This window comes from Celeribacter ethanolicus (assembly GCF_002407265.1).
Classification (GTDB): Bacteria; Pseudomonadota; Alphaproteobacteria; order Rhodobacterales; family Rhodobacteraceae; genus Celeribacter; species Celeribacter ethanolicus.
In genome coordinates, this window is record NZ_CP022196.1 from 3,123,475 (window position 1) to 3,146,173 (window position 22,699).

24 protein-coding genes are annotated in these 22,699 nt (G+C 60.8%); 20 read left to right on the forward strand and 4 right to left on the reverse strand.

All coding sequences use genetic code 11. The annotated features are described in order from the left end of the window. The first annotated feature begins 5 nt into the window (after positions 1 to 5). From CEW89_RS15440 to CEW89_RS15470, 9 genes are all read left to right on the forward strand, one after another. On the forward strand, positions 6 to 1,913 hold the full coding sequence (locus CEW89_RS15440; RefSeq protein WP_096806491.1) for a heavy metal translocating P-type ATPase: 1,908 nt from the start codon (positions 6 to 8) through the stop codon (positions 1,911 to 1,913). Then, the gene (locus CEW89_RS15445) at positions 1,910 to 2,611 is read left to right on the forward strand and encodes a VIT1/CCC1 transporter family protein (RefSeq protein WP_096806492.1); all 702 of its coding nucleotides are present in this window, start codon (positions 1,910 to 1,912) and stop codon (positions 2,609 to 2,611) included. Before CEW89_RS15440 ends, CEW89_RS15445 begins: the two co-directional genes overlap by 4 nt. Before the next feature lie 49 nt (positions 2,612 to 2,660). Next, positions 2,661 to 2,942 carry a hypothetical protein gene (locus CEW89_RS20890; protein WP_157779879.1) on the forward strand — a complete coding sequence of 94 codons (282 nt, stop codon included), beginning with the start codon at positions 2,661 to 2,663 and terminating at the stop codon, positions 2,940 to 2,942. Beyond that, entirely contained in the window at positions 2,939 to 3,547 is a 609-nt protein-coding gene (locus CEW89_RS15450) for a hypothetical protein (protein WP_157779880.1), read from the forward strand. Before CEW89_RS20890 ends, CEW89_RS15450 begins: the two co-directional genes overlap by 4 nt. A 1-nt stretch (position 3,548) precedes the next feature. Next, the gene (locus tag CEW89_RS15455; protein WP_096806494.1) at positions 3,549 to 4,334 is read left to right on the forward strand and encodes a hypothetical protein; all 786 of its coding nucleotides are present in this window, start codon (positions 3,549 to 3,551) and stop codon (positions 4,332 to 4,334) included. A 290-nt stretch (positions 4,335 to 4,624) separates the two neighbouring features. Continuing rightward, positions 4,625 to 5,083: a hypothetical protein gene (locus CEW89_RS20895; protein WP_157779881.1), complete on the forward strand. Its 459-nt coding sequence runs from the start codon at positions 4,625 to 4,627 to the stop codon at positions 5,081 to 5,083. Positions 5,084 to 5,143: 60 nt separating this feature from the next. Further along, a complete protein-coding gene (locus tag CEW89_RS15460) occupies positions 5,144 to 6,205 on the forward strand; it encodes a methionine ABC transporter ATP-binding protein (protein WP_096806495.1) in 1,062 nt (353 codons plus the stop codon). Beyond that, on the forward strand, positions 6,195 to 6,869 hold the full coding sequence (locus CEW89_RS15465; RefSeq protein WP_096806496.1) for a methionine ABC transporter permease: 675 nt from the start codon (positions 6,195 to 6,197) through the stop codon (positions 6,867 to 6,869). The genes CEW89_RS15460 and CEW89_RS15465 overlap by 11 nt, the downstream gene beginning before the upstream one ends. A gap of 33 nt (positions 6,870 to 6,902) precedes the next feature. After that, the gene (locus tag CEW89_RS15470; RefSeq protein ID WP_096806497.1) at positions 6,903 to 7,679 is read left to right on the forward strand and encodes a MetQ/NlpA family ABC transporter substrate-binding protein; all 777 of its coding nucleotides are present in this window, start codon (positions 6,903 to 6,905) and stop codon (positions 7,677 to 7,679) included. Between the two features lie 87 nt (positions 7,680 to 7,766). Here the strand turns inward: CEW89_RS15470 and CEW89_RS21080 are convergent, their stop codons facing one another. Next, the gene (locus tag CEW89_RS21080; protein ID WP_198403432.1) at positions 7,767 to 8,117 is read right to left on the reverse strand and encodes a hypothetical protein; all 351 of its coding nucleotides are present in this window, start codon (positions 8,115 to 8,117) and stop codon (positions 7,767 to 7,769) included. Between CEW89_RS21080 and CEW89_RS15480 the strand changes: the two genes are divergently transcribed. The 7 genes from CEW89_RS15480 (at position 8,116) to CEW89_RS15510 (ending at position 15,238) form a co-directional block, all read left to right on the forward strand. Further along, positions 8,116 to 8,601: a TRAP transporter small permease gene (locus CEW89_RS15480; RefSeq protein ID WP_066710095.1), complete on the forward strand. Its 486-nt coding sequence runs from the start codon at positions 8,116 to 8,118 to the stop codon at positions 8,599 to 8,601. The two genes, CEW89_RS21080 and CEW89_RS15480, sit on opposite strands and share 2 nt — an antisense overlap. After that, on the forward strand, positions 8,601 to 9,902 hold the full coding sequence (locus tag CEW89_RS15485) for a TRAP transporter large permease (RefSeq protein WP_096806498.1): 1,302 nt from the start codon (positions 8,601 to 8,603) through the stop codon (positions 9,900 to 9,902). Before CEW89_RS15480 ends, CEW89_RS15485 begins: the two co-directional genes overlap by 1 nt. A 19-nt stretch (positions 9,903 to 9,921) precedes the next feature. After that, complete coding sequence (locus CEW89_RS15490) at positions 9,922 to 10,935, forward strand: TRAP transporter substrate-binding protein (protein ID WP_096806499.1); 1,014 nt, start codon at positions 9,922 to 9,924, stop codon at positions 10,933 to 10,935. A gap of 107 nt (positions 10,936 to 11,042) precedes the next feature. Then, the gene (locus tag CEW89_RS15495) at positions 11,043 to 12,035 is read left to right on the forward strand and encodes a VOC family protein (protein WP_066710081.1); all 993 of its coding nucleotides are present in this window, start codon (positions 11,043 to 11,045) and stop codon (positions 12,033 to 12,035) included. Continuing rightward, positions 12,036 to 13,544, forward strand: a complete 1,509-nt coding sequence (gene mhpA / locus CEW89_RS15500; RefSeq protein WP_096806500.1) for a bifunctional 3-(3-hydroxy-phenyl)propionate/3-hydroxycinnamic acid hydroxylase MhpA — start codon at positions 12,036 to 12,038, stop codon at positions 13,542 to 13,544. Between the two features lie 2 nt (positions 13,545 to 13,546). Further along, entirely contained in the window at positions 13,547 to 14,401 is an 855-nt protein-coding gene (locus CEW89_RS15505; protein ID WP_066710077.1) for a fumarylacetoacetate hydrolase family protein, read from the forward strand. Between the two features lie 45 nt (positions 14,402 to 14,446). Next, positions 14,447 to 15,238 (forward strand): DNA-binding transcriptional regulator, encoded by a 792-nt coding sequence (locus CEW89_RS15510; protein ID WP_066710074.1) that lies wholly within the window; start codon positions 14,447 to 14,449, stop codon positions 15,236 to 15,238. Positions 15,239 to 15,242: 4 nt separating this feature from the next. Here CEW89_RS15510 and CEW89_RS15515 read toward each other — a convergent pair whose 3' ends face one another. Continuing rightward, positions 15,243 to 15,788, reverse strand: a complete 546-nt coding sequence (locus tag CEW89_RS15515; protein WP_096806501.1) for a carboxymuconolactone decarboxylase family protein — start codon at positions 15,786 to 15,788, stop codon at positions 15,243 to 15,245. 145 nt (positions 15,789 to 15,933) lie between these two features. On the opposite strand from CEW89_RS15515, the gene CEW89_RS15520 reads away from it, so the two are divergent. Beyond that, a complete protein-coding gene (locus tag CEW89_RS15520; protein ID WP_157779882.1) occupies positions 15,934 to 16,521 on the forward strand; it encodes a glutathione S-transferase family protein in 588 nt (195 codons plus the stop codon). Positions 16,522 to 16,763: 242 nt separating this feature from the next. On the opposite strand, the gene CEW89_RS15525 is transcribed toward CEW89_RS15520, so the two are convergent. Together CEW89_RS15525 and CEW89_RS15530 are read right to left on the reverse strand one after the other, a co-directional pair. Continuing rightward, on the reverse strand, positions 16,764 to 17,624 hold the full coding sequence (locus CEW89_RS15525; protein ID WP_198403433.1) for an AraC family transcriptional regulator: 861 nt from the start codon (positions 17,622 to 17,624) through the stop codon (positions 16,764 to 16,766). A gap of 109 nt (positions 17,625 to 17,733) precedes the next feature. Continuing rightward, the gene (locus CEW89_RS15530) at positions 17,734 to 18,690 is read right to left on the reverse strand and encodes an alpha/beta hydrolase (protein WP_096806503.1); all 957 of its coding nucleotides are present in this window, start codon (positions 18,688 to 18,690) and stop codon (positions 17,734 to 17,736) included. A 434-nt stretch (positions 18,691 to 19,124) separates the two neighbouring features. Between CEW89_RS15530 and CEW89_RS15535 the strand changes: the two genes are divergently transcribed. The 3 genes from CEW89_RS15535 to CEW89_RS15545 all read left to right on the forward strand — a co-directional run bounded on the left by CEW89_RS15535 (position 19,125) and on the right by CEW89_RS15545 (position 22,661). After that, on the forward strand, positions 19,125 to 20,105 hold the full coding sequence (locus CEW89_RS15535) for a substrate-binding domain-containing protein (RefSeq protein WP_157779883.1): 981 nt from the start codon (positions 19,125 to 19,127) through the stop codon (positions 20,103 to 20,105). Positions 20,106 to 20,191: 86 nt separating this feature from the next. Then, entirely contained in the window at positions 20,192 to 21,688 is a 1,497-nt protein-coding gene (locus CEW89_RS15540) for a sugar ABC transporter ATP-binding protein (protein ID WP_096806504.1), read from the forward strand. Beyond that, positions 21,681 to 22,661, forward strand: coding sequence for an ABC transporter permease (locus CEW89_RS15545; protein ID WP_066710058.1), 981 nt, complete (start codon positions 21,681 to 21,683; stop codon positions 22,659 to 22,661). The genes CEW89_RS15540 and CEW89_RS15545 overlap by 8 nt, the downstream gene beginning before the upstream one ends. Positions 22,662 to 22,699 lie beyond the last annotated feature (38 nt).

Genomic DNA, 22,699 nt, shown 5'->3' on the forward strand with positions numbered 1-22,699 from the left:
GCCGTATGGAACAGAACCGCACCGATCGCATCAAGACCGCCATTCTGCTCATTGCCGCGACCGGCCTGATTGCGGGACTTGCCTTCTACTTTTCCGGCCGACCCAACGCTGCGAACCTGATCTGGATCGCCGGCGTCGTTCCCGCGCTCGCTGCGCTCTTGGTCGAGATCCTGCGCAGCCTGCGCTCCGGCGAGGTGGGCCTCGATATCGTCGCCGCGCTGTCGATGTCGGCGGCGCTCGTCTTCGGCGAGACCCTCGCCGCGGCAGTCGTCGCGGTCATGTACTCAGGCGGCACCTTCCTCGAAGCCTTCGCCGAAGGCCGTGCCCGGCGCGAGATGCATGACCTTCTCTCCCGCGTGCCCCGGACGGCGACCCGGCACCGCAACGGCGGGCTGGAGGAGATCCCGCTCGACGACATTGCGCCCGGCGACCGTCTCCTGATCCGGCAGGGCGACATGGTGCCGGTGGATGGCATGGTGGCCTCGGAGACGGCCTTCGTCGACACCTCCGCGCTGACCGGCGAATCCCTACCGGTGCGCCTCGCCCACGGCGCCGACGCTATGAGTGGCTCGACCAATGCGGGCGAAGCGTTCGACCTGACGGCGACGAGAGAAGCCAAGGACAGCACCTATGCCGGGATCGTCCGGCTGGTCGGGGAGGCGCAGGCGTCCAAGGCGCCGATGTCGCGGCTGGCCGACCGTTGGTCCCTAGGGTTTCTGGCGGTCACGGTCAGCATCGCCTTCGCTGCGTGGTGGTTCACTGGCGATCCGATCCGGGCCGTCGCCGTGCTCGTCGTCGCCACGCCCTGTCCGCTGATCCTTGCTGTGCCGGTCGCGCTCGTCGCTGGTCTGTCACGGGCCGCGCATTTCGGAGTGCTGATCAAGGGCGCGGGACCGCTCGAGACGATGGCACGCATCCGAACGCTGATCCTAGACAAGACTGGCACGCTGACCGACGGCCGCCCGCAGATCGTCTCGATCGACAGCCACGACGGCATGGCGGAGGACGACATCCTGCGCCTCGCGGCATCGCTCGACCAGGCCTCGAAGCATCCGGTGGAGCAAGCCATTGTCGCCGCCGCGAAGGAGCGGGGCTTCGCCTTGCCCGTGCCGTCGGACGTGGCCGAGATCCCGGGCGAAGGCGTCGTGGGCCATGTCGAGGGCCGGAAGGTCATCGTCGGTGGCGACAGCTTCGTGGCCTCGCGCGTGGGGCGCCAGCCGGGCGATCATTCCACCATTGCCGCCGGTTCGGTCCTGGTCGCTGTGGCGGTCGACGGTCACATGGCGGGGCACCTTGTCATGTTCGATCCGCTGCGCGATGGCGAGGGCGTGATGCTCGACGGGCTGCGGCGGGAGGGGATCATTCGCATCCTGCTCGCCACCGGCGACCGCGCGGACGTGGCTGAGCGCGTGACCGAGGGGCTTGGCCTCGACGGGTTGCGCGCCGGGCTCACGCCCGACCAGAAGGTGCGGCTGGTTCTCTCCGAGCGCAAGCACGGACCGGTCATGATGGTGGGCGACGGCGTCAACGACGCGCCGGCTCTCGCGGCGGCCGATGTGGGTGTAGCGATGGGCGCACGCGGGGCTGCAGCATCGGCGGAGGCGGCGGACGTCGTGCTGCTTGTCGACCGTATCGACCGGCTCGGGCCAGGGATCGAGATCGCGCGCGGCGCGCGCCGCATCGCTGTCGAAAGCGTTGTCGCCGGGATCGGCCTGTCAGTCATGGGCATGATCGCGGCGGCTTTCGGCTATCTTACTCCGGTGCAGGGGGCGCTCCTGCAGGAGGTCATCGACGTTGCAGTGATCCTGAACGCCCTCCGCGCGCTGCGCATCGCGCCCCATAAACCCACCACTCCGGAACCAAAGGCTGTCTCCTCCGCGCAGGATGACATCGCGCAAGGAGCCACGCCATGAGCCGCCTCTCGCATTCCGAAATCCACATGGTGCATCGCATCGGCTGGCTGCGGGCCGCCGTTCTCGGCGCCAACGATGGGCTCGTCTCGACCGCGAGCCTCGTGGTCGGTGTCGCCGCGGCAGGATCCGGAAAGCCTGAGGTCCTGATCGCGGGGTTGGCTGGCCTCGTGGCCGGTGCGATGTCCATGGCGGCAGGAGAATACGTCTCGGTCAGTTCCCAAACTGATGCGGAACAAGCCGATCTTGCCCGCGAGACCCGCGAGCTGGCGGAAGCGCCCGAGGCGGAGCTCGAGGAGCTCACCCAGATCTACGTGGACCGGGGGCTCGATCGCGACCTCGCAGAAAAGGTGGCCCACCAGCTGACCGAACGCGACGCGCTCGGATCGCATGCCCGCGACGAACTCGGCATCTCCGAGACAGTGACGGCCAGCCCGATCCAGGCGGCGCTGGTCTCAGCCCTCACATTCGCCGTGGGTGCGGTCGTTTCGCTAATCGTCGTTCTATTGGCGCCCGAAACGTGGATCGCGCTATTCGTGGCGGCACTGACAATCGTCGGCCTCGCGGTTCTTGGCGGTCTGGGCGCCTCCGCCGGCGGCGCTGGTGTCGTTCGGGGCGCTGCGAGGGTCACGCTCTGGGGGGCTCTCGCAATGGCAGCGACAGCTGCGGTCGGAGCGCTTTTTGGCGTATCGGTGGGGTAGCAATTATTGCGCTGTTGGTTGGGCGCCATTACGTCTTCAGGTAGATGATTTGAACCGTTCTGAGTTGCAGTGGCTGGTCAGTTCTATCGTGCAAAATACCGTCTCGAGTGGTTCGAACGAAGTGGGAGGCCTTGCTGTTTTCGCGACAAATGTGGCCTGCTCCGAACGTGGTCAGGTGATCGCCGCTCTGCGCGAACTGATTTATGAGGGGCGTTTTTATGTAAAATCTATCTCATCTTGGGACGGGCGCTTTGCAATTATCTTCAAGGGGCGCACTGGGGGCGCTCTTTCATCACTGCGGCAGCTTATGGGCTTCGCAATGGAAAAATGAGTTATATCAGCAGCTACGCCGACGTAATGTCTGCGCGTGCGGGCGGGGGAACTGGTGCGGCAAGTGCCGCTCGATCTGCCGCGAAAGGCAACTTCATTGGCTTTATCATCGCCGCAAGCTTTGACGTTTCGGATTTCGTTCAGAGTGAAGACCCTGAAAAGAATTGGGGCGATTTGTTGGGTGCGCTCGGTGTAACCTTCGCCAAAGTATGGGCCGCTGGCTTCGCAGGCGTCATGATTGCTGGGGCTATTGCTGCCTCTGCCGCCGCAGCGCCGGTTATTCTGGTGGTGGGGATCGGATTCGGTGTGTCGATCGTCGTCGGCGTCCTGCTCGATAAGATTGATCAGTGGCTGGCGGTTAAGGAACGCGCGAGCCGTATCGGACGTGTCTTTGCCGGAGCGGTGTCGCGTGGACTACGTGCTATCACAGCATTTATCGAAGAGATCGCCACAAATGTGGATTCTCTTCTTGACCAGTGGTATGCCGATTTTGAGCAACATTTGCGTGAAAATGACCCTTTGGGGCATTGTGCGCTTTTCTGTTCTGACCCGCTCGACCAACTGGATGCATGGATGCGAGGCATGGGTGGTAGGGGAGTGTATTGACGTGAATGCCTCGATCCAGTCACGCGAAGAGCTCGAGCGTCGCAAGGTGCGCATCAATATCCATACGCTGATGGTGCTTCCGGCATTGATAGCAGGGCTAAATGCCTTTTCTCCGCAATCACAGGGACTTTGGATTGCGGGTGCTTTTGTGCTGTTGGCTGTATTGGCACCTTTGGCAACCTGGCCGCTCAGGAGGCACGGAAGCTATCGCCCCTCTTATGCCACGGGCAGTTTGTTACTTTTGAATGTTTTCTCTATCGCGGCTTTCCTGGCGCTGCCTTTGGCTTGGCTGTCGCATAATGACCGTTTATGTTGGTCTTTGTTTCTCGCGATGGTGCTGGCGGTCTTGCTCGGGGGGCTTGTTGGAGTGTTGCGGTATAATTCTGTCGCTCATGCTCAGAATCTCAAATCTCGCTATCAGACGGTGGCGGGTCAGATGATTATTCGTTCACGTCCGACCCCACACTGGGGTATGAAGCGGGAGACAAAGAGCGTAACTGATATTTTCCTAAAAATCGCATTTGGATTTTACGCTCTGGTTATCGGCCTCGGCGTGCTGATGGGGGGAGGATCAGGGATCATTATTTTACGGATCATGCAATATATCCTGCCCGCTGGAGGCGAGATTGATCAGCATGCCACGGTGATGGCGGGGGTCGCCTTCGTGGCATTGCCTGTAATGGGGTTTTTCTTAGTTCCGTTGTGGGGTGGGTGGCGATCCTTGCGCAAAATTGAAGGCCAAGCGCAAACTGAAAGTGGGAAGCTCGACATTTTTTGGCAAAACTGAATAACTTGTCCCGCTCCTGTTTCGGCTTGTCGTGTGGGAGCAAGGCGGTTTTGGAAGCAGGGTCAAAAATGCGTGACGTTTGGGTCGGATTTGAATGACGTGGTGGGGCAATTTCTCTAGGTTTTATCCATCGGTTGAGTCAAAGGTTCGCGACGTTTCACATCTCTTGTTGAACGTCACACGAAAACGACCTGATCCTCAGGTTTGTGACCCAATTTGACGGTTTGGCGAAATAGCGTCAGTCAGAGGCAGCCTTTGGCGAGGCGTTGCCGGGATGAAAGACCACGGCCGTGCGCGAATTGATCCGCAAGTACAGCGCCGAAATCCAAACCGATCCCAAACACGAGATTTGCAAGTACATTGGGCTGCAGGTGCCATTCGTCGGCGACCATGAAGTTCGTCTGGGCGGCGACCTTGCGAGCTCTCGGCTCGAGACAGGAGAATTAGATGCAGGTAATAAACCAACCTTTTTCAGGTCAACTTGGGGATTGTTTTATGGAGTTGCTTGCCCCAACCTCACCGGTGGTGGCTTGTGGGCGAATTGCGAAAGTTCGGTGCATACGCGAACCGCTACCAAGGCCAAAGGCCGATGGAAATTCAACGGATATTCAGGGCGCAGCGTCTGCAAGGCTCCCCAGCCGGTGCGCTGCTGGATTTTGCTGTCGTCACTCTCATCGGTGAGCATGGGCAAGCGCCGGGACGTTTCGACGGGCAGGGGCAGGCTTGGTTTCTTGAGTCGCGCGGCTTGAACCTTGGGGCGCATTCAGGTCTACAGCCCGGGATAGATCAGGGCCTTTGGAATCAAAACCATGACCTCACACGACGGCCAAGCGGCCTCCATCATATTCGACACGGTCGGAAAATCCTTTGCCAAACCGGGCGGGGGAACCGTTTCCGCGATCAGCGATGTCTCCCTGACCGTCGGGGCCGGGACCATCACCGGCATCATCGGCCGTTCGGGCGCGGGCAAGTCCACGATGTTGCGCATGGTCAACGGGCTGGAGCGTCCGACCTCTGGCAAGGTGCTGGTCGGCGATCAGGACGTGGGTACCGCGCGCGGCGCCAAGCTGCGGGCCATCCGGCGCGACGTCGGGATGATTTTTCAGCATTTCAACCTCCTGTCCTCGCGCACCGTCTCCGAGAACATCGCTTTGCCGCTGGAAATTGCGGGCATTGGAGGCGCGGAAATCAAGACCCGCGTGGCCGATCTCGTTGACCGTGTCGGGCTGACGGCGCAGGCGGATCGCTACCCGTCCGAATTGTCCGGCGGCCAGAAACAGCGCGTGGGCATCGCCCGTGCTCTGGCGACCGAGCCGAAAATCCTGCTCTCCGACGAGGCCACCTCGGCGCTCGACCCGGAGACCACGCAAACCGTGTTGTCGCTGTTGAAAGACATCAATCGCGATCTCGGGCTGACCATCCTTTTGATCACCCATGAAATGGCCGTGGTGCGTGACATCGCCAGCCATGTCGCTGTGATCGAGGGCGGCCAGATCGTTGAGGCCGGCACGACCTATGACGTCTTCACCGCGCCGCAACATCCGACGACGCGTTCTTTCTTGTCGGGCGTGACGGGTGTCACCTTGCCCGCCTTTATCAAAGATAAAATCATCGCTGAACGTCCGACGTCGGGCGGCGAGGAAGTGGTGCGCGTGACCTTCTCCGGCAAACATGCGACCGATCCGATGTTGGCGCTTTTGACCCGCGATCTAGGGATCGAGGTCAATATTCTCGCCGGTGCGGTCGAAGAGATCGGCACCCAGCCCTTCGGTAATCTTCTGGTCTCGCTCGACGCCGCCAAAGGCGATGAGGCGCGGGCCTATCTGGAACGTCACGGGCTTTTGACGGAGGTGCTTGGCTATGTCGGCTAATCTCATCAACCTTTTGATCGAAGCGACCGGTCAGACACTTTACATGGTGGCGATCTCGACCCTTCTGGGGACGGTGTTCGGCCTGCCTCTGGGTGTGTTTCTGGCAACCTCCCAGCGTGGGGAGCTTTTGTCCTCGCCTTGGGTGAACAAGGTTCTGGGCCTCGTGGTCAACGCCACGCGGTCCGTGCCGTTCATCATTCTCGTTGTGGCGATCATCCCCTTCACCCGCGCCATTGCGGGCACCTCGATCGGCACCACCGCCGCGATCGTGCCGCTGACCATCGCCGCTGTGCCCTTCATCGCGCGGCTGGTGGAAAATGCCATTCGCGAGGTCGATGGCGGGCTCATAGAGGCGGCGCGCGCCATGGGGGCGACCCCGTTTCAGATCATCCGCAAGGTGCTGATCCCCGAAGCCTTGCCTGCGATCACGCTAGGCCTCACGCTCGCCGTGGTAAGCCTCATCGGCTATTCGGCCATGGTCGGCGCCGTCGGTGGCGAAGGGCTTGGCGATCTCGGCATTCGCTACGGTTACCAACGCTTCATGCCCGATGTCATGGCCGTGGTGGTCGTCATTCTCATTGTTCTCGTCCAGCTTGTGCAGTCCATCGGTGAATGGATTGCCGCCCGCGTGGACAAACGTGCGCCCAAGGGGCGTGGTCAATAACCCTATCCGAACCGCATCATAAGGAGTTTACACATGCTGCGCGTTGCAACCTTTTCCTCCGTGCTGGCTCTGATGGCCTCCGTGGCCATGGCCGAAGAGATCAAAGTCGGCGTGTCTCCCGGCGAACATGCTGAAATCATGGAAGAAGTCGCCAAAGTCGCCGCCCCGATGGGCCTCGACATCGACGTGGTGGAATTCTCCGACTACGTGATCCCGAACACCGCGCTGGCCGATGGCGACATCGAAGCCAACTCCTTCCAGCACGTGCCCTATCTGGACAACCAGATGAAGGATCGCGGCTTTGAGCTTGTTGTCGTGGGCAACACGATCACCACGCCGATGGGCATCTATTCCGACAAGATCGAAGATCTCGCCACCCTCGAAGACGGTGCAAAAGTCGCGATCCCGAACGACCCGACCAACGGCGGCCGTGCTTTGTTGCTGTTGCAAGACCTCGGTCTCGTGACGCTCGCCGAAGGCACCGGCCTCGTGCCGAGCCCGCTCGATGTGCAGGACAACCCCAAGGGCCTCAAGTTCCTCGAACTGGACGCCGCCCAACTGCCGCGCACCCTGTCGGATGCCGACATCGCGATCATCAACACCAATTACGCCATCGCTTCGGGTCTGAGCCCGAAAGACGACGCCATCGCAATGGAAAAGGCCGACAGCCCCTATGTGAACGTGATCGTCGTCCGCAAGGGTGACGAGGACCTGCCCTGGGTGAAAACCCTTGTGGAGGCCTATCACTCCGATGAGGTCAAAGCCTTTATCGAAGAGAGCTATGACGGCGCGGTGATCACCTCTTGGTAAGAGGCCTCTGTGGCATGGCTCAGGCGACGTCTTGACCGTTTCACCTGCCTGAATACCGAAACGCCGCCCTGCATCGGGCGGCGTTTTTCATTTGCGACGAGACATATCCAAGGTCCGTTTTTTGGCATTCCACATCAGCAAGCGAAGAGAGGTCTGCCTGCCCGGGGTGTTTGCTGCGGACGCGGCAAAACCATTCTGAAACACCGAGAGGGGATCAAACGAAAGACCATCGAAATGTGGCGCCTGATCTCCCTGAAGATGCCGTCGTCCATGCGTCCGCCAGATGGACACATCTTCCTTCCGCGTATCTTTTGACTGAACACGTTCCTTATTTTCGGCCAAAAGCGTTTGGGAGGAACGCAATGAAAACGCATCACACCTGCATGATTGCGGGCATCCTGCCATCCCGGAGACACGAGGGAAAAGAATGGCACGCATGACCCGGCTTACTTTCAAGAAAATCATCTCGAACGGCTTCCTGGCAGGCGCCGGGGTTTGTTTCCTCTTTGGGACAGGCGTGACTGTGGGGGATGTCGCCCTGCGTGCGCTTGCGGACAAGAACATTCCCGGCGCGATCGAGATGACGTCTCTCTCCATCGGCCTCGGCGCGCTTCTGTCTATGCCGGTTTGCTATGCCAAACGCACCCATGTGACGGCCAAGTTGCTCTCCGAGCTGTCGCCGAACCGGTTCACCTATCCGCTTGGAGTGGTGGGGGCGATCGCTTCGACCGTGTTTGCGGCGTTGCTGGTCTGGATCGTTGCCGAAAATGCCATCGGCAAGATCGGCTCTCCTGAAACGACAGCCGATCTTGGTTTGCCGATCCCGGTTCTGATCACGCTTGCCGCACTGTCGCTCGCGGCCTGTCTGGTTGCCGCATTGGCCGGACTGCGCTTTGCGCTGCGCAATGAGAGGGATTGGTGATGAGCGGACTTCTTTTGGGCGGCCTCGGCTTTGCCGCGGCCATTTTGATGATCTTTCTCGAAGTCCCTGTCGCCGTGGCTCTGGGTCTCGTCGGTATCCTCGGTTCGGCCATGATCATCGGCGTCGACGGGGCCATGGCCATCGGTGCGACGACAACATGGGACAGTCTGACGAACTACACGCTGACCATGCTGCCGCTGTTCGTGCTCATGGGCAACATCGCCGCGCGTTCCGGTCTCTCGGCAAAGCTCTACCAGTCGATGTCGGTTCTGATCGGCCATCGTCGCGGGGGGCTGGCTCTGGCGACCATCGGGGCGTCGGCCGGTTTCGGGATGATCTCAGGCTCCTCGCTTGCCACCACCGCGACCATGGGCCGGATCGCCATGCCGGAAATGCAGGACGCGGGCTATTCGCGCTCGCTTTCCGCAGGTTCCGTTGCCGCAGGCGGCACTCTGGGCATTCTGATCCCGCCCTCCACCGTGCTGGTGATCTATGCTTTCATCGCGGAGCAGTCCATTCGGGATCTTCTGCTTGCCACTGCCGGGCCGATCTTCCTTGCCGTGCTGCTCTATTGCATGGCGATCTGGGTGCCGATCTGGTTTGGCTGGTCCACCGCGCCGCAACGCGCCCGTGCCAATGCCCATGAGCGCACCCTCGCCCTCAAGGAACTTTTGCCTCCCGTCGGCATTTTCGGCCTGATCATGGGCGGTCTCTATTCCGGCGTCTTCACCGCCAACGAAACCGCAGCCATCGGCGCCTTTGTCGTGCTGCTCTACGGCCTGCTGTCTCGCCGACTGACCCTTGAAGGCATGTTCTCCGCCCTGATGGATACGGCGATGACCTGTGGTGCGCTTTATCTCGTGCTGATCGGGGCGAACCTGTTCAATTTCTTTCTGGCGCTTTCCGGTCTGCCGTTCTCTTTGACGGGCATGTTCTCCGGCATTCTCGATCAGCCGCTTCTGGTGATCCTGCTGATGCTGGTGATCTATCTGGCGCTCGGCACGCTGATGGACAGCCTTGCCATGCTGCTGCTCACCGTGCCGCTTTTCGTCCCCATCGCACAGGCCGCCGGAATCGACCTCGTCTGGTTCGGTATCTTCGCGGTGATGGTCGTCGAGATGGGGCTGATCACGCCGCCTGTGGGGATGAACCTCTTCGTGCTCAAGACCGTCCAGCCGGACGTGAAACTGACCGAGCTTTGGAAAGGTGCCGCGCCTTTCGTGATCGCCGATTTCATCCGCGTCGCCATCATCATCGCACTTCCGGCCATCGTGATTTGGCTGCCCTACAACGCCTTTTAAGAACATAAGGGAGGAAACCATGTTCAACCGACTGCACATCAAGACGCTTCTCAGCGCAAGCGCTGTCGCTCTTGCCCTCACCGCCACCGCGACGCAGGCCCGCGAGCTGCGCGTCTCCGTGCATGAACCGGCGCAGGGGTTCTATTCTTCGAAAGTTCTGCAACCCTGGATCGACGAGGTAAACGCGAGACTGTCCAGTAAAACCAGTCTCAAGCTTTATCCCGGCGCAATTCTCGGTGCGCCGCCCGCGCAGGCGGAACTGGTTAAGGCCGGGGTGGCCGATATCGCGCTTGTGGTGCCGAACTACACGCCGGGCCTCTTCCCGCTTACGGGCGTGGTCGAACTGCCGGGTCTTGTGGACAAAAGCGCGACCGGGGCCAATATTCTCAATACGCTGGCCGAAGACGGCGCGCTCGATGCGGAATATGCCGATTACAAGGTGATCGCGCTGTTCTCAACGCCCGCCTACCGTTTTTTCATGACCGACAAACCGGCGGAAACCCCGACAGATCTCGGCGGGCTGAAACTGCGCTCGCCGTCGAAATTCGGCTCGGAACTCTTCGATATGGTCGGCGCCTCCGGCGTCGGGATTCCGGCCCCGCAGGTCTACGAAAATCTGGAGCGCGGCGTCGTGTCCGGCGCGGTTTGGGTGATGGATGCCTATCGCACTTTCCGTCTCAATGAGGTTGCACCCTATGTTTCGACAACGGGCTTCATGTCCTCGCCCATGTCCATCCTGATGAACAAGCGGACCTATGACAGCCTGTCGGATGCGGACAAGGCGGTGATCGACGAGATGTCCGGTCGCGCGACTGCGGAATGGATCGCCTCTGTCGTCGATCAGACCGATGCAGAGATCGAAGCGGCCTTCCGCGAAGACGACAAGGTGACCTTCATCGACCCGGACGCCGCGGGCATGGCCGCCTGGGCCGAAGCTTTTGCCGCAGCGCCCGCACTTTGGGTGTCCGAGCAACCGGACCCGGCGGCGGCGCAGGCGGCGCTGGACCGCGCCCATGAGGTTGCCGGGCACTGAACATCACAGGCCCTGTCCGCTCTTCGGACGGACAGGGATCCCGCCTCGGGGTCAGGGAGCAGATCCCCTAAACTGAGGCATTCCGATTTCAACCAATGGAGACAACCATGGCGATCATTGCTCTGGGCTATCTCGGTGTGCGCTCCGACAAGCTCGACGACTGGTCCGATTTTGCCGGCAAGCTGCTGGGCATGCAGAAGATCGACCGCGGCGGCAAGGCTGTTGCCTTCCGCATGGACGACAAGATGCAGCGACTTCTGGTGTCCGATGAACCCGGCGAAACGCTGGCGTTTCTGGGCTTTGAAGTGGCGGCCAAAGACGATCTGCAACTCTACGCCGGGCGCTTGGACGCCGCTGGCGTCAAGGTCACGCTGGGTTCGAAAGAGCTGTGTGACCGGCGTTTTGTCGAGGGGCTGATCTGGTTCGAGGACCCGGGCGGAAACCGGGTTGAGCTGTTCTACAATCCGATGATCGCTTCCGATCCCTTCGTGCCGGGCCGTCCGATTGATGGGTTCAACACAGGCCCCTTGGGCATGGGGCATGCGGTTTTGCACGTCAAAGACATCGACGTGATGATGCCGTTTTACCGCGATCTCTTGGACTTTCATGTGTCTGATTACGGTCTCGAACCCTATGGCCTCTACTTCTTCCACCTGAACGACCGGCACCATTCCTTTGCCATGGTCGGCTCCGGTCAGTTGGGCTTTCACCACTTCATGGTCGAATTCCAGAACCTCGACGATCTGGGGCAGGGCTATGACCTCGCCCAGATGGATGAGGGCCGCGTCGCCTATACGCTCGGGCGGCACACCAACGATTACATGACGTCCTATTACGCCCATTCGCCGTCGGGTTTCTTTGTTGAAAACGGCTGGGGCGGACGGCTGATCGACCCGGAAACATGGGAACCGCATCAAACCCATGACGGGCCGAGCTTCTGGGGGCATGAGCGACTTTATCTCACCGAAGAAGGCGGGCGCAAACGTCTGCGCGATATGCGCCTCGACGCCGCTGAACGCGGCCGTCGCAGCCCGCCGATCGCGGAATGTCCGTGGCTCTACGGTGAACTTGCCAAAAAGAACGCAGCAGGGAGAACATAAATGGAGCATTTTGACGTCGCTATCGTGGGCTACGGGCCTGCGGGCGCCACGCTGGCACATCTGTTGGGGGCCTGCGGGGTGAAAACCCTCGTGCTGGAACGCGAGAGCGCCCATTATCACCTGCCACGCGCGGTGCATTTCGACGCCGAAGTCATGCGGGCTTTCCAATGGATCGGCATCGCTGACGAGATGGCGCCGAAGACCCATCGCCACCCCGGCATGCAATTCGTCGACCGGGACGGCAAGATGCTCCTCGACTGGCCGCGTCCGCAAGGCGAAGGGCCGCAGGCGTGGAATGCGAACTACCGCTTCCACCAACCTGACCTCGAAGAGCTTTTGCGGGACCGTATGGCGGATCGCCCGGAGGTGACCGTGCGGTCGCGCTGCGAGGTGTTCAACATCGACGACCAAGGCGACAAGGTCGAGTTGCGCTACGAGGACATGACCAAGGGCAAGGTGCATCACGTCACCGCCAAATATGTCGTCGGTTGCGATGGCGCGCGCTCCTTGGTGCGGCGGTATATCGAAAGCGATATGGAGGATTACGGATTTCACGAACGCTGGCTCGTGGTCGATGTGATCCTCAATGAGGACAAGCCGGAACTGGGCGATCACTCGATCCAGTATTGCGTGCCGGAACGTCCCGCGACCTACGTGCGCACGCCCGGGATGCGGCGGCGGTGGGAGATCACCGTGCTGCCGGAAGAGGCAAGCCATGAGATCGCCAAGCCGGAACGCGTTTGGGAATTGCTCTCGGACTGGCTCAAACCCGACGAGGCCGAGCTGGAGCGCACCGCCGTCTACACCTTCCATTCGCTCGTCGCCAAGGATTGGCGCGAAGGGCGGCTGTTTCTGGCGGGCGATGCCTGTCACCAGACCCCGCCCTTCATGGGCCAGGGCATGTGCGCGGGCACCCGCGATGTGGTGAATCTTTATTGGAAACTCGCGCTGATCTGCAAAGGTCTGGTCACGGGCGCGGCGGCAGAGAAACTGCTCGACACCTATGAGAGCGAGCGCAAACCCAATGCCGCCGAATACATCAAGACCGCCGTGCGGCTCGGCGGGCTGATCAACACGGTCGGCACCGAAGAGGCGTTGCGCGCCGCTCTGCCCTCCGCCGATGGTTCGGCTCGCATGGAAAGCATCGCGCCGCCGATCGGGCCGGGGCTTGGCGATGGCAGCAACAAGGCCGGGCGTCTTTTCGGTCAGCCGCGGATGAGCGATGGCGCACGGATGGACGATGTCTTCCCGCACGCTTTCGTCGTCGTGGCCGAAGCCGATCTGGCCGAGGGGCTGACGCTCCCGGATGGCGTGGGGCTTGTGACCTCCGACAACTCGAACGCCGCCGATCACCTCGCCCGTCTTGGGGCAAGGGCCACCGTTCTGCGTCCCGACCGCCACACTCTGGGCGGGGCCGATACAAAAGCGGAGCTTGAGGCGCTGATCGCTCGCATCCTCCCCAATCCGCTTCAACCTTCTTCTGAAACGCAACAACCGGAAATGGCTTAATCATGAAACTTTGCTCTTTCACCAAAGACGGTGTGTCCTCCTACGGCCTCGTCAACGACTCTGGAATCGTCGATCTCGGCAAACGCTTCGACGCGCCGACGCTTCGCGACTTCCTTGCCACGGGCGATATGGCGGCGGCTGAGAAATTTGTGTCCGCCGATGCCGATTACGCCTTTGACGACGTGAAGCACGATCCGGTTATTCCGAACCCGGACAAGATCATCTGCGTCGGTCTGAACTACCATGCGCATATCGAGGAAACCGGACGCGAAGAGACCCCGAATCCTGTGCTCTTCGCCCGTTATCAGGGCTCTCAGATCGGCCACAACGAAGCGCTGATCAAGCCGCTCGAGTCCGACATGTTCGACTATGAGGGCGAAGTTGCCGTGATCATCGGCAAGGAGGGCCGCCGCATTTCCGAAGCGGACGCGATGGATTATGTCGCGGGCTACGCCTGTTACAATGACGGTTCCGTGCGCGACTGGCAGAAGCACACGCATCAGTTCATGCCGGGCAAGACCTTTGCCGGCACCGGCGCCTTTGGTCCTTGGATGACCACCGCCGACGAGATCTCGAAGACGATTGGGGATCACACCAAGATGCGCCTGCAAACCCGCCTCAACGGCGAAACGGTTCAGGACACCACGCTTGACATGCTGGTGTGCTCGATTCCGCGTCTGATCGCCTATTGCTCCACGATCCTGCCGCTTCTGCCCGGTGACGTGATCGTCTCCGGCACGCCGGGTGGGGTTGGCGCGCGCCGCAATCCGCCGCTGTTCATGAAAGACGGCGATGTCTGCGAGGTCGAGGTCTCCGGTGTCGGCGTGCTGTCGAACCCGGTGAAGGCCGAAGTCTGACATCGGCTTCTGGCGCTTTGGCGGGCGCTGTGAAATGGTTGTCCCATGACCAACGAAACAGCCCCGCCGAAATTATCTCAAGGTTCCGTGCGATCTCTCGCGCGGGGCCTGACCATTTTGCGCTATGTCAACAAGGTTGGCGAAGCGCGCCCGGGCGAGATTGCCAAGGCGCTCGGCATCCCGCGCCCCACCGTTTACCGGCTGCTGGAAACGCTTGAGGAACTGGGTTACGTCGCCTTTTCCGCGACCTCGAACTATGTCCGCGTCACCCGGTTTGCCGCCGCCTTGGGCGATGGTTCTGCCCTGACTTCTGAGATCACCCAGGCGGCGGGTCCGATCTTTGGCGAATATGCCAAACGCGTGGTCTGGCCGCTCGATCTCAGCGTCTACAACAACGCCGCCATGGTGGTTCAGGAGACGACCCACGGCCGCTCGCCTTTGTCCATCGACCGGGGCATGACCGGGTTTCGCATGCCGGTGCTGCGCACCTCTGCCGGGCGGGCCTATATGGCCTTTTGCCCGGAGCAGGAACGCAACCTGATCCTCGATCATCTGCGTCGCCTCAATGTCGAGGAAGACCGGCCCTATCTCGAGGAACCGATGTTGTCGCATTTGCTGGAGGAGACCCGCGCCCGTGGCTTTGCTGTGCGCGACAGTGGCGAATTCCGGCTGGAGACCGCCTCCATCGCCGTGCCGATCCTGTCGCGGGGCGTTGTTCTGGGCTGTATTTCCCTGATCTGGATTCGCAGCGCCATGACCACGCGACGTGCGATAGATGACTACGGCACCGCATTGCAGGAGATTGCCGACAAGATCTCGGCGTCGCTGCCGGATTAAGGCTTCAGAGCGGGTTTGCCTCGATCTCGGCCGCGATCTTGTCGTCGACGGGTACGTCGTAGGTCATCAGGATCGTGCCCAGTACCGTGTAGAACCCGACCGTGGCGATGATGTCGAACACGGCCTTCTGACCGAAGACCTCCGCAAGGCGCCGCTCCAGCGCTGCGGGAAGCTTTTGATGGTCGATGATCGCATCGACCGCCTGGGCCAACAACGCATCATCACCTTCGGGCGTGGCAAGAACCGCCTTGATCCTGTCGTCGTCCATGCCAAGCGCCCGCGCGCGCGACACGTGGTGCGCCCATTCATAGGACGAGCCAAGCCGCACCCCGGTGCGCAGGATCACGATTTCCGAATTCTGGGCCCCAAGCGTGCTGTCCTTGACGATATGCTGACGCAAAGGCGCCCAGGCGCGCAGCAACTCCGGGTGATGCGCCATGGTGCGATAGACATTCAGAGCCCCCGCGAACCCTTCGCGCAAATCGGCAATCTCGTCCGGCCAGTTTCCATCTGTGAGCGGAGAGATCGTATCTGGATCGGTGCTGGTCATATGGTCTTCCCTTTTCACGCGAGAAAGCCTTGGAAGCCGCAGAGGTCCAAACATATTCTCTCAGATGTCCGTATCGTGGACGCGCGTTGCGCAAAGGCTGCACGCCCGCGGTTGTTCTGCTCTGATGGCGACACAGGAGGCCTTCATGAAATTCTATCACTCACCCGGATCGTGCTCCGAGGGAATTCTTCTTTTGCTCGAGGCTTGTGGCGCTTCATACGAAGTGATGCCCACGGATCTCAAGACAGGCGCGCATCGCGATGCAACCTATCTTGCGCTCAATCCGAAGGGCAAGGTTCCCGCGCTCATGTTGCCCGATGGGACGGTGCTCACCGAATGGCCCGTCATCGCCTATTGGCTCGCCAAAACCTACCCGGAGGCCCGGCTTTTGCCTGCGGGTCTGGCAGAAGAGGTCGCGGTGATGGCCTTGACCGAACATATCGTCTCTGGCCTTCACATGCGCGGCTCTGTCTTCGCCATGATGCCACAGAAATTCGTGTCCGACGCGGCGGCTCAAATGGAACTGAGACGCCATGGGCAAGAGGTCGTACAGACGGGATTCGCAATGCTGGCCAGGCAACTTGGCGATAAGGATCATCTCTTTGGCGGGTTTTCCATAGCGGATGCGGCTGCGTATTATCTCATCTCATGGAAAGACAGGATCGGCGTCGAACCTCCGGCCATGCTCGAAAGCTATTATCTTCGTCTCAAGCATCGCTGTTTGAAACCGTGACGGTACGACTTTGTCGACTGAGGAACGGAGCGATCGGAATTGATACGCGCCCCATGCGGGGACAGATTGTGCGACGTTTGGGGATGTTTCTGTGCGAGCCAGTAAATCGAGCCTGGAAATGAAGATAGCGTTCTGAGCCAAAGGTCAGTTCTCCGGGGCCTCTCGGGCATTCAAGGCTTTCCCGACAAAAGGCCGGTTCGGGGTGTATGGTCTTGCCAGATCGCCCCGAACGAAAGTTCGCGCTACTGCGCAACAGCAAGTCGCAACTGATCAATATCACGTTTGGGCGGATTGCCGAAAAGCCGGGCGTATTCCCGGCTGAACTGCGACGGGCTCTCGTAGCCGACACGGTAGGATGCGGTGGCTGCATCCAGGTGATCATTCAGCATCAACTGTCGCGCTTCGTTGAGACGGAGCCACTTCTGGTATTTGAGGGGGCTCATGGTCGTCAGGTCGCGGAAATGCTGGTAGAAGGTCGAGGCACTCATCTGCGCGCGCTCAGCCAGATGCTCCACACGGAGCGGCTCGGCATAGTTCTCCTTCATCCAGTTCAGCAGCGACAGGATCCGCTGGTTCGGATTGCCGGCGGCCACGAACGACCACATGCGGGCTCCCTGATCGCTCAGCAAGAGGCGATAGTGGATCTCCTGCAGGATCAAGGGGGCAAGCACAGGGATCGCGTCCGGTTCGTCGAGCAGTGCGACCAGCCGTTCGAGCGGCGAGATCAGCTCAGGTGTCACAGTCCCCACCGCGACGCTGCGGCGGTCTGCCCGCTCGCTGGGCGGGATCACGTTGCTGGCCACCATTTCGGCCAGCATCCGTTGGTTGAGTTTCATCACGATGCCCAGACAGGGTGCGTCCGGGCTGGCCTCGATGATCTGTGTCTGTCCGGGAATTTCCAGAGATGTGATGAGAAAGCCCGAAGGGTCGTAGCGATGCGGCGCGCCACCGACGACCATCTGCTTTGCACCCTGTGCCACGACAAGCAGCGCAGGCTCGACCAGACAGAGATCCGGCTCGGTCGGTCGGGTGCGCCGGAAGAAACTCAGCCCGTCGATCGGGGTGGAGACGTCCTCCGACGTGCCACACCACACTTGGATCATCCGGGCCAGCCTGCTATGCGGCGCCTGTCCGAACTGGGGCTCGCGGTGGCTCATGTGAATGGTTCCAAATCGTGAAGCCGGACCACCCGGAGGCGGCCCGGCCAGTTTATCACAGGTTCTCAGTGAAAAAACGGGTGAACTTGTCGAAGGGGATCTTGTCCATCTGATCGTAGAGGTCGGTGTGCGTCGCATCCTCGACGATGAACAACTCCTTGGGGTCTGCCGCATTGGCATAGGCGGTCTCGCTGAAGTAGAGCGAGTGTGCGGCCGAACCATGGACCAGCAGGACGGGGCGCGGTGCGATCTCGTCGATGTAGGTCAGCAGCGGCATGTTCATGAAGGACAGCGGCGTGGTCAGCGTCCAGGACCCGTTGGAGTTGACCGAACGGGGATGAAAGCCACGGTTTTCGTCGGTGTAATAGGCCGCGTATTCCTTCACGAATTGCGGGGCGTCCTCCGGAAGATTCTGCAGCGCGGTCGGACCGTAGGCGGCGGTGCCAGACTCTGCATCTGCCCAGCGGAGGTCGTTCAGCGCCTTGCGGCCTTCGATGCGCTGGTCCTTCGTGGTGCTGTCGAAGTAGCCTTGCGACATCATGCGGCTGATGTCGTACATCGTGGTGGCGGCGACCGCCTTGATACGGGTGTCGCCTGCGGCAGCGTTCAGCCCCATGCCACCGAAGCCGCAGATGCCCAGAATGCCGATGCGTTCGCGATCCACGTCGGGCAGCAGCCCCAGATAATCGACGGCGGCGCTGAAATCCTCGGTGTTGATTTCGGGCGAGGCCAGATTGCGGGGTTCGCCACCGCTTTCACCGGTATAGGATGCATCGAACGCCAGAGTGACGAATCCGCGCTCGGCCAGCACCTGGGCATGCAGGCCCGACGATTGTTCCTTGATCGCACCAAAGGGGCCGCTGATGGCGATGGCCGCAAAGGGGCCTTCGGTCTTGGGGGTATAGAGATCGCCCGCCAGGGTGATGCCGTAACGGTTCGTGAAGGTCACCTTCCTGTGGTCGACCTTGTTGCTCTTCGGGAAAGTCTTGTCCCAGTTCTGAGTGAGTTCCATCGTGTGTCCTTTCAAAATCCGCGCGCAAACAGGCGCGTCTGCGTTGAAGGTTAGATAGGTTGGTGACGCGCGGAACAGATAGACCATTCCGACCCGATCATTGCCTGATCCTCCGAGGGGCGGGCTGAATTGCAAAGAATGGTTCTCTGCGCGCAGGCCTGCCCCTTTGTTCCACGGTCACCAAGGGGCGTAGGGACGGCATGTCTCTTAAAAGCTGATGCGGCAGGGCGGTCGGCGATGAAGAGAAGAATGTTCCTTGACAGGTCGAGTTATATAAATAACATTTGTGAAATAAATAACATCAGGTCAGTGACCTGGGAGAGGAGCCCTGGTGGGGAACGCGCATGAAGGGCGCGGGTTTGGAGTGGTCCTTCTGGAGGAGAGGGGCTTTTTGTGGAGCATGCCTGGAGGCATGCCCGTCATGGGAGGAAACTATGAGAAAACTTATGCGCGGCCTGTCGGTCGCGGCCTGTAGCATTGTGTTTGGCGCATCGCTGGGCGCAACGGGTGTGTCGGCTCAGGACGCAGCCCCTGAGATCAAGGACGAATACCGCTTCGTGATGATCCCGATTCTGGCGCAGGCCTGGTTCGACATCGTTCACGACGCGGCGGCGGATTCGGCGGAGCAGCTGAGCGCCCAGCTCGGCACCAAGATCACCATCGACTATCAGGCCCCAGCGCAGGCCGATCTGGTCGAACAGAACACGCTTTTGGAACGCGCCATCGCGACGAAACCCGACGGCATCGCCATCGACGCCATCGACGTGAACGCCAGCATGCCGATCCTCAATGAGGCCCGTGATCGCGGCATCCCGGTTGTGCTTTTCGTGTCGACCGCGCCGCAGGGCTCGCAATTCACCTATATTTCCAACGACTTCTACGATCAGGGGCGGATTTTGGGCGAGGAGCTTTTGAAGCGCATCGACAACAAAGGCAAGATCGCGATCCTGCACGGTGTGCCGACCAACTCCGCCCATGCGGACCGCTATGACGCGCTCAAGGATCTGTTTGCGCAATACCCGGATGTCGAGATTGTCGATGAGGGCTTCGATTATGACGATGTGCAAAAGGCCCAGACCGAAGCCTCGCGCATGTTGGCGGCCAATGCCGATCTCGATGCCATCGCTGTGGTGGATGCCGCCGGTCCTGTTGGCGTCGGATTGGCGCTGCGCGAAGCGGGGCGTGTCGGCGAGGTGCAATTCGTCGGCATCGACGATGTGCCGCAGCTTCAGGAGCTGATGCGTGACGGGGTGCTCGATCTCTCGATTGCCACCCGCCCTCGTATGATCGGCGAATGGTCCACCGTGGCGCTGATGCTTCAGAACATGGGCGTGGAAACGCCGTCCTGGATCGACACGGGCATCGGTTACATGACGCCCGACATGGTGGCGAACGGCAATATCGACGGCTTCTGAAATCCGATTTTCGGACATGACACCGACCGGGCGCATCTCTGCGATGCCCCGGTCTCACTCTCAGGCCAATCTCAGGGAGACGCGACATGAGTCTTTTGGAAGCCCGTGGCATCACCAAACGCTTTCCCGGCGTGGTGGCGCTTGATGCGGTGGACTTGCGGTTCGAACGCGGCGAAGTGCATTGCATCGTTGGCGAGAACGGTGCAGGGAAAAGCACGCTGGTCAAGGTGCTGACCGGTATCTACCGTCCCGATGAGGGCGATTTGCACCACGATGGGGAGGCACCTCCGGCGATTGGCTATGTGCCTCAGGAACTGAATCTGTTCGACCATATGACCGTGGCGGAAAACATGTTCCTGCCGCTGGAAAATGGCGCGCTGTTTCGGCGCAAGACGCTTGAGAAGGCGGCACAGCCCTTTCTTAAGGACCTGAAGATGACCTGTGCGCCGGATGACATGGTGCGCGACATTTCGGTGGCCGAAAAGCAGCTTTTGCAAATCGCCCGCGCGCTGGCGAGCCGCCGATCCGATATTCTCATCCTCGATGAGCCGACCGCCTCTTTGACCGCGACAGAAATCGAACGGCTCTTTGCGATTGTCGAAGAGTTGCAGGCGCGCGGCACGGCGATTGTCTTCATCACCCATCGACTCGACGAGGTGATGCGGCTGCATTCCGTGGTCTCCGTGCTGCGCAACGGCTGTGTTGTGGGTAACTCCGATGGCGAGGAGGTCTCCGAGGCCTGGATCGTCTCGAAGATGACCGGCAAGGAGATGGACCTGAGCACGCTCTACCGTCCGAGTATCCCGCGTGGCGACCGTGTGTTCCGCGTCGAGGGGCTGGCTGGCGACGGCTTCGAAGAGGTTTCTTTCGATCTTCACGCGGGTGAAATCCTCGGCTTTGCCGGGCTGGTGGGCGCCGGGCGTTCCGAAGTTCTGCAAACGCTCTTCGGGATGCGCAAACCGACAGCGGGGCAGGCGTGGTTCGACGGTGAGCCATGGGTGTTCAACAAACCGGCGCGGGCGATTTCCAAGGGGGTGATGTATCTCTCTGAGGAACGCAAGGCACATGGGATTTTCCCGCATATGTCGGTGCGTCAGAACGTCGGCGCAGGCTTGCTGCGCGACGTGGCGCGGCTGGGGGTGGTGTCGGACGCGCGTGAGGCGCAAGCCGCCGCCAAGATCATCGGCGACTATCGGGTCAAAACCGCCTCGGCTGACACAAAGATCATGAACCTCAGCGGCGGCAATCAGCAAAAGGTGCTGATCGGGCGCGGCCTTATGGCCAACCCGCGGGTGATGATTTTCGACGAACCGACGCGCGGCATCGACGTCAACGCCAAGGACGAGATCTACCGCCTGATGCAACGGGTGGCTGAGGAGCAACAGATCGCCGTGGTGCTGATCTCCTCGGAAATCGAAGAGCTTTTGAAATGCAGCAACCGGGTTCTGAGCCTCTATGACGGGCGGATCAACGCGGAAATTGCGGCAGAGAATTTGAGCGAGGAACGCTTGCTGTCCTCGATTATCAATACGGGCGGCGCCTTTGATGCGACGACCGCAAACAGGGAGGAAGCCCATGTCTGACGGGCTGGTGAACATGACGCAGAGACGGGGTTTCAATCTGAAAGACGGCGGCCAGATCGTCGGGGTTCTGATCGCTTTTGTGGTGATCTGTGTGGTCGCGTCTTTGGTCGCGCCGCAGTTCCTGACGAGCTACAATATGACGATCATTTCCCGCGATCTTGCCTTTATCGGCATTGTAGCCATCGCGCAGGGTATGTTGCTTTTGCTCGGCGACATCGACGTTTCCATTGGCGCAATCGCGGGGCTGTGCGGCATCGTCTGCACCAAACTTCTGGTCGATGCGCAGCTCGATCCGGCGCTCGCCATTTCGGCGGGGCTGGCGGTCGGGGCCATTGCGGGCGCTATCAATGGTACGATCATCACCATGTTCAACCTGAACTCACTGGTGGTGACCATCGGCATGCTCAGTGTCTATTCGGGTCTCAACCTCTGGATCACCAAGGGCCGCACCATCGTGGGCCTGCCGAAAGAGGTGACGGTTCTGGGCGGCGGCACGCTCATGGGGGTGCCGGTGCCGGTCTATATCATGGCGGGCGTGTTTCTGGTGATCCTGTTTCTGACCACGAAAACGGTCTACGGGCGGCGTCTCTATGCCGTGGGCAACAGTCGCGAGGCCGCCAAGATCATCGGCATCCACGAACAACGTGTCCGCATCACCGCCTATGCCGTAGCAGGCGCGCTGGCCGGGCTGGCAGGCATGTTGTTGTGCTTTCGCCTTGTGTCGGCGCAGGCCTCGATGGGGCAATCCTGGCTTTTGCCGTCGATTGCCGCGCCTGTCATCGGCGGGATCGCCACCACGGGCGGCATTGGCACGATCTGGGGCGCACTTCTGGGGGCGGCGATCATTGCTGTGATCGGCAATGTGATCGTGCTGGGCGGTGTCGACGTCTACCTGCAACAGGTGGTTACGGGTGCGATCGTGGTGATCGCCGTCGCTCTCGACGCCATCACACGCAAAATGGGCCGGGGGTAATCCCCCGCCCGCAAATTTATTCCAAAGGAGGAGATAGG

What these genes read in the sequence shown, in the direction of transcription:
- CEW89_RS15440 (WP_096806491.1), top strand. Translation starts at nt 6, where the DNA reads ATGGAACAGAACCGCACCGATCGCATCAAGACCGCCATTCTGCTCATT.
- CEW89_RS15445 (WP_096806492.1), top strand. Translation starts at nt 1,910, where the DNA reads ATGAGCCGCCTCTCGCATTCCGAAATCCACATGGTGCATCGCATCGGC.
- CEW89_RS15450 (WP_157779880.1), top strand. Translation starts at nt 2,939, where the DNA reads ATGAGTTATATCAGCAGCTACGCCGACGTAATGTCTGCGCGTGCGGGC.
- CEW89_RS15460 (WP_096806495.1), top strand. Translation starts at nt 5,144, where the DNA reads ATGACCTCACACGACGGCCAAGCGGCCTCCATCATATTCGACACGGTC.
- CEW89_RS15465 (WP_096806496.1), top strand. Translation starts at nt 6,195, where the DNA reads ATGTCGGCTAATCTCATCAACCTTTTGATCGAAGCGACCGGTCAGACA.
- CEW89_RS15470 (WP_096806497.1), top strand. Translation starts at nt 6,903, where the DNA reads ATGCTGCGCGTTGCAACCTTTTCCTCCGTGCTGGCTCTGATGGCCTCC.
- CEW89_RS15480 (WP_066710095.1), top strand. Translation starts at nt 8,116, where the DNA reads ATGACCCGGCTTACTTTCAAGAAAATCATCTCGAACGGCTTCCTGGCA.
- CEW89_RS21080 (WP_198403432.1), bottom strand. Translation starts at nt 8,117, where the DNA reads ATGCGTGCCATTCTTTTCCCTCGTGTCTCCGGGATGGCAGGATGCCCG.
- CEW89_RS15485 (WP_096806498.1), top strand. Translation starts at nt 8,601, where the DNA reads ATGAGCGGACTTCTTTTGGGCGGCCTCGGCTTTGCCGCGGCCATTTTG.
- CEW89_RS15490 (WP_096806499.1), top strand. Translation starts at nt 9,922, where the DNA reads ATGTTCAACCGACTGCACATCAAGACGCTTCTCAGCGCAAGCGCTGTC.
- CEW89_RS15495 (WP_066710081.1), top strand. Translation starts at nt 11,043, where the DNA reads ATGGCGATCATTGCTCTGGGCTATCTCGGTGTGCGCTCCGACAAGCTC.
- mhpA (WP_096806500.1), top strand. Translation starts at nt 12,036, where the DNA reads ATGGAGCATTTTGACGTCGCTATCGTGGGCTACGGGCCTGCGGGCGCC.
- CEW89_RS15505 (WP_066710077.1), top strand. Translation starts at nt 13,547, where the DNA reads ATGAAACTTTGCTCTTTCACCAAAGACGGTGTGTCCTCCTACGGCCTC.
- CEW89_RS15510 (WP_066710074.1), top strand. Translation starts at nt 14,447, where the DNA reads ATGACCAACGAAACAGCCCCGCCGAAATTATCTCAAGGTTCCGTGCGA.
- CEW89_RS15515 (WP_096806501.1), bottom strand. Translation starts at nt 15,788, where the DNA reads ATGACCAGCACCGATCCAGATACGATCTCTCCGCTCACAGATGGAAAC.
- CEW89_RS15520 (WP_157779882.1), top strand. Translation starts at nt 15,934, where the DNA reads ATGAAATTCTATCACTCACCCGGATCGTGCTCCGAGGGAATTCTTCTT.
- CEW89_RS15525 (WP_198403433.1), bottom strand. Translation starts at nt 17,624, where the DNA reads ATGATCCAAGTGTGGTGTGGCACGTCGGAGGACGTCTCCACCCCGATC.
- CEW89_RS15530 (WP_096806503.1), bottom strand. Translation starts at nt 18,690, where the DNA reads ATGGAACTCACTCAGAACTGGGACAAGACTTTCCCGAAGAGCAACAAG.
- CEW89_RS15535 (WP_157779883.1), top strand. Translation starts at nt 19,125, where the DNA reads ATGAGAAAACTTATGCGCGGCCTGTCGGTCGCGGCCTGTAGCATTGTG.
- CEW89_RS15540 (WP_096806504.1), top strand. Translation starts at nt 20,192, where the DNA reads ATGAGTCTTTTGGAAGCCCGTGGCATCACCAAACGCTTTCCCGGCGTG.
- CEW89_RS15545 (WP_066710058.1), top strand. Translation starts at nt 21,681, where the DNA reads ATGTCTGACGGGCTGGTGAACATGACGCAGAGACGGGGTTTCAATCTG.